At 61.9% G+C, this 2,980-nt stretch carries 5 protein-coding genes; 2 read left to right on the top strand and 3 right to left on the bottom strand.

Annotated features, from left to right (window positions below):
- Positions 1–1,201 (bottom strand): IMP dehydrogenase (guaB, locus tag RKP46_RS15165; protein WP_311107408.1); only part of this gene is annotated, 1,201 nt, incomplete at its 3' end.
- 62 nt (positions 1,202–1,263) lie between these two features.
- Here guaB and RKP46_RS15160 point away from each other — a divergent pair.
- Positions 1,264–1,728: a DUF4124 domain-containing protein gene (locus RKP46_RS15160; RefSeq protein WP_311107407.1), complete on the top strand. Its 465-nt coding sequence runs from the start codon at positions 1,264–1,266 to the stop codon at positions 1,726–1,728.
- A gap of 4 nt (positions 1,729–1,732) precedes the next feature.
- Here the strand turns inward: RKP46_RS15160 and RKP46_RS15155 are convergent, their stop codons facing one another.
- Both RKP46_RS15155 and RKP46_RS15150 read right to left on the bottom strand, forming a co-directional pair.
- Complete coding sequence (locus RKP46_RS15155; RefSeq protein ID WP_311107406.1) at positions 1,733–2,053, bottom strand: RnfH family protein; 321 nt, start codon at positions 2,051–2,053, stop codon at positions 1,733–1,735.
- Entirely contained in the window at positions 2,046–2,489 is a 444-nt protein-coding gene (locus RKP46_RS15150; protein WP_311107405.1) for a type II toxin-antitoxin system RatA family toxin, read from the bottom strand. The genes RKP46_RS15155 and RKP46_RS15150 overlap by 8 nt, the downstream gene beginning before the upstream one ends.
- A gap of 78 nt (positions 2,490–2,567) precedes the next feature.
- On the opposite strand from RKP46_RS15150, the gene smpB reads away from it, so the two are divergent.
- Positions 2,568–2,980: SsrA-binding protein SmpB (gene smpB, locus RKP46_RS15145; protein WP_311107404.1), on the top strand; the 413-nt coding region annotated here is incomplete at its 3' end.

The raw sequence follows: 2,980 nt of genomic DNA, 5'->3' as shown, positions 1-2,980 counted from the left end.
GAAAGTAGCGGTCGGCCGCTCCCGCTGCCATGGCGCCGATCGAACCCATGCCGCGATACGACTTGTACGAGCGGCCCTGGAAGAGTTCAACCTCGCCGGGCGCCTCTTCGGTGCCGGCGAGCAGGCCGCCCAGCATCACCGTGTCGCCGCCGGCCGCGATCGCCTTGGATATGTCGCCCGAATAGCGTATGCCGCCATCGGCGACCACCGGTACGCCACTGTCCGCAAGGGCTTCGCGCACCATCTGGATGGCCGTGATCTGCGGCACGCCAACGCCTGCGACGATTCGTGTGGTGCAGATCGATCCTGGACCGATTCCCACTTTGACGGCGTCCGCGCCGTGATCGATCATCGCGCGTGCGGCATCGCCTGTGGCGATGTTGCCGCCAATGACTTCCACGGTGAAGTTCTTCTTGATCCAGGCGACGCGATCGAGGACGGATTGCGAATGTCCGTGTGCGGTGTCTACGACCAGGACGTCGGCCCCCGCTTCAGCGAGAAGTTCGACGCGCTCCTCGGTTCCCGGGCCAACGCCCACCGCGGCGCCGACGCGCAGTCGGCCGGCAGCGTCCTTGCTGGCCTCGGGGTGCTCGGTGGTCTTGATGATGTCCTTGACGGTGATCAGGCCGCGCAATTCGAAGGCGTCATTGACGACCAGCACGCGCTCGAGCCGATGCTTGTGGATCAGCGCCTTTCCTTCTTCGACGGTGGCGCCCTCGTGCACGGTGACCAGGCGCTCGCGCGGTGTCATGATGTTTCGCACCGGCTGATCGAGATTGGTCTCGAAGCGCAGGTCGCGGTTGGTGACGATGCCGACGACGACCTGGCCGTCGAGCACCGGGAAGCCCGAGATCTTGTGTTGGCGGGTAAGTCCCAGCACGTCACGCACCGACAGGTTGGGCGATACCGTGATCGGGTCCTTGAGCACGCCCGATTCGAAGCGCTTGACCTTGGCGACTTCGGCGGCTTGCAGCTTCGGGCTGAGGTTCTTGTGTACGATGCCGATCCCGCCTTCCTGCGCCAAGGCGATGGCCAGGCGGCTCTCGGTGACGGTGTCCATGGCGGCCGACACCAATGGAAGATTGAGGCTGATGTTGCGCGTCAGGCGCGTCCGCAGGCGGACCTCACGCGGCATTATGGCTGAGTGGGCGGGGACGAGCAGTACGTCGTCGAACGTCAGCGCCTTGGGGATCAAACGCATGGCCTACAATCCGAGGTCACAAAAAAGTATTATACAGCCTGCCACCCTTTGAAGAATCGACGATGATGAAGCGCTTTATTTTCGCGGTTGCCCTGCTGGTTGCAAGCGCTGCTGTTGGGGCGCAGATCTACCAGTGGCAGGACGCCAACAAGAAGACGGTCATCTCCGACCGTCCGCCGCCGATCAACTCGGCGCGGCAGCAGAAGACGTTTGCCGCTGAAACGCCGGAATCGACGGCGGGGAATAGTCCGTCGCTGGCCGATCGCGAGATGGATTTCCGCAAGCGACAGAAGGAGGCGCGCGAGACGGCCGAGAAGAGCGCCGCCGAGCAGCGCGCCGCGAGCGATCGGCAGGAGGCCTGTGTCACGGCGCGACGCGCGCTGCAGGTGCTCGAGTCTGGTGAGCGCGTTGCCCTGCGCGACAGTGCGGGCGAGCGCTACTATCTGGACGACACGCAACGCGCAGCCGAAATCGAGCGTAGCCGGCAGGCCGTGCAGACGAATTGCAAGCCAGCGCCGGTACGCTGACGCGCTAGCCGGCTTCCGTGTCGCCAGCGCCCTTTTTCATGACCTTGCCGGCGGCGGCACGTTGCTTGCGGACTTCTTTCGGGTCGGCCAGCAGGGGACGGTAGATCTCGATACGGTCGCGCTCGCGCAGCATGGCGTCGAGCTTGGTCAGCTTGGCAAAGATGCCGACCTTGTTCTTGGTCAGATCGATTTCCGGATGCTTGTCGAGCACTCCGGAGAGTTCGATCGCCTGACGAACCGAGGTTCCTGCGGGTACGTTCAGGGTGATCAGTTGTTGCCTTGCGGGCAGAGCATAGATGAGCTCGACGCTGATCGTCTCAGCCATGCGGGGCTCGCTGAATCTGGTTCGCACGCTTGACGAAGGCATCGATGAAGGTATTGGCGATCTGGCTGAACACCGGTCCGATGGCCTTTTCCAGCATACGGCTGGAGAACTCGTACGACAAATGGAACTCGATCTTGCAGGCGTGTGCGGCGAGGGTGGTGAAGCGCCACAAGCCGTCGAGCCGGCGAAAGGGCCCATCGACCAGCGTGATTCTCATCCACAAGGGTGACTCCTTGTCATTCGCCGTTGTGAAGTGAGATTTGACGTTCCGATAGTTGATATGCACCGTCGCTACCGTCTTGCTTGCGTCGCGGTACTGGCAGAACGTCTGGCTGCACCAGGGCAGAAACTCCGGATAGTCTTCGACGCGGTCGACCAGGTCGAACATTTCTTGCGACGAGCGTTCGATCAGCACCGATTTCTTGACCGTGGCCATCCTTAGCCGAGCCTCGCGTTTCCTGTAGAATGGATCATTCTAGCATTCTCGTGGAGTGCTTTTCAGAGAAACCAGACCATGAGCATCGTTGCCAACAAGAAGGCTTTTCATGACTATTTCATAGAAGAGAAGATTGAGGCTGGCCTTGTGCTCGAGGGGTGGGAGGTCAAGGCGATTCGCGGTGGGCGGGCCAGCGTCAAGGAAGCTTACGTCGTTCTGCGCGAAGGCGAAGTGTTTCTCTTTGGCATGCACGTGACGCCCTTGCTCGCCGCTTCGTCGCACGTCAGGCCGGAGCCCTTGCGCACGCGCAAGCTGCTCTTGCATCAAAGGCAGATCAACCGCCTGATCGGGCAGGTGGAACGAGCCGGGTACACGCTGGTGCCACTGAATCTGCACTTCCAGCGCGGGCGCGTCAAACTCGAAGTCGGCTTGGCCAAGGGCAAGAAGCAGTACGACAAGCGTGAATCGGAGAAGGAACGTGACTGGCAGCG

Origin of the sequence: Accumulibacter sp. (assembly GCF_031732815.1) — a bacterium.
Lineage (GTDB): Bacteria > Pseudomonadota > Gammaproteobacteria > Burkholderiales > Rhodocyclaceae > Accumulibacter.
The sequence above is the reverse complement of the archived record's forward strand: the minus strand, read 5'-3'. Positions and strand labels throughout refer to the sequence as shown.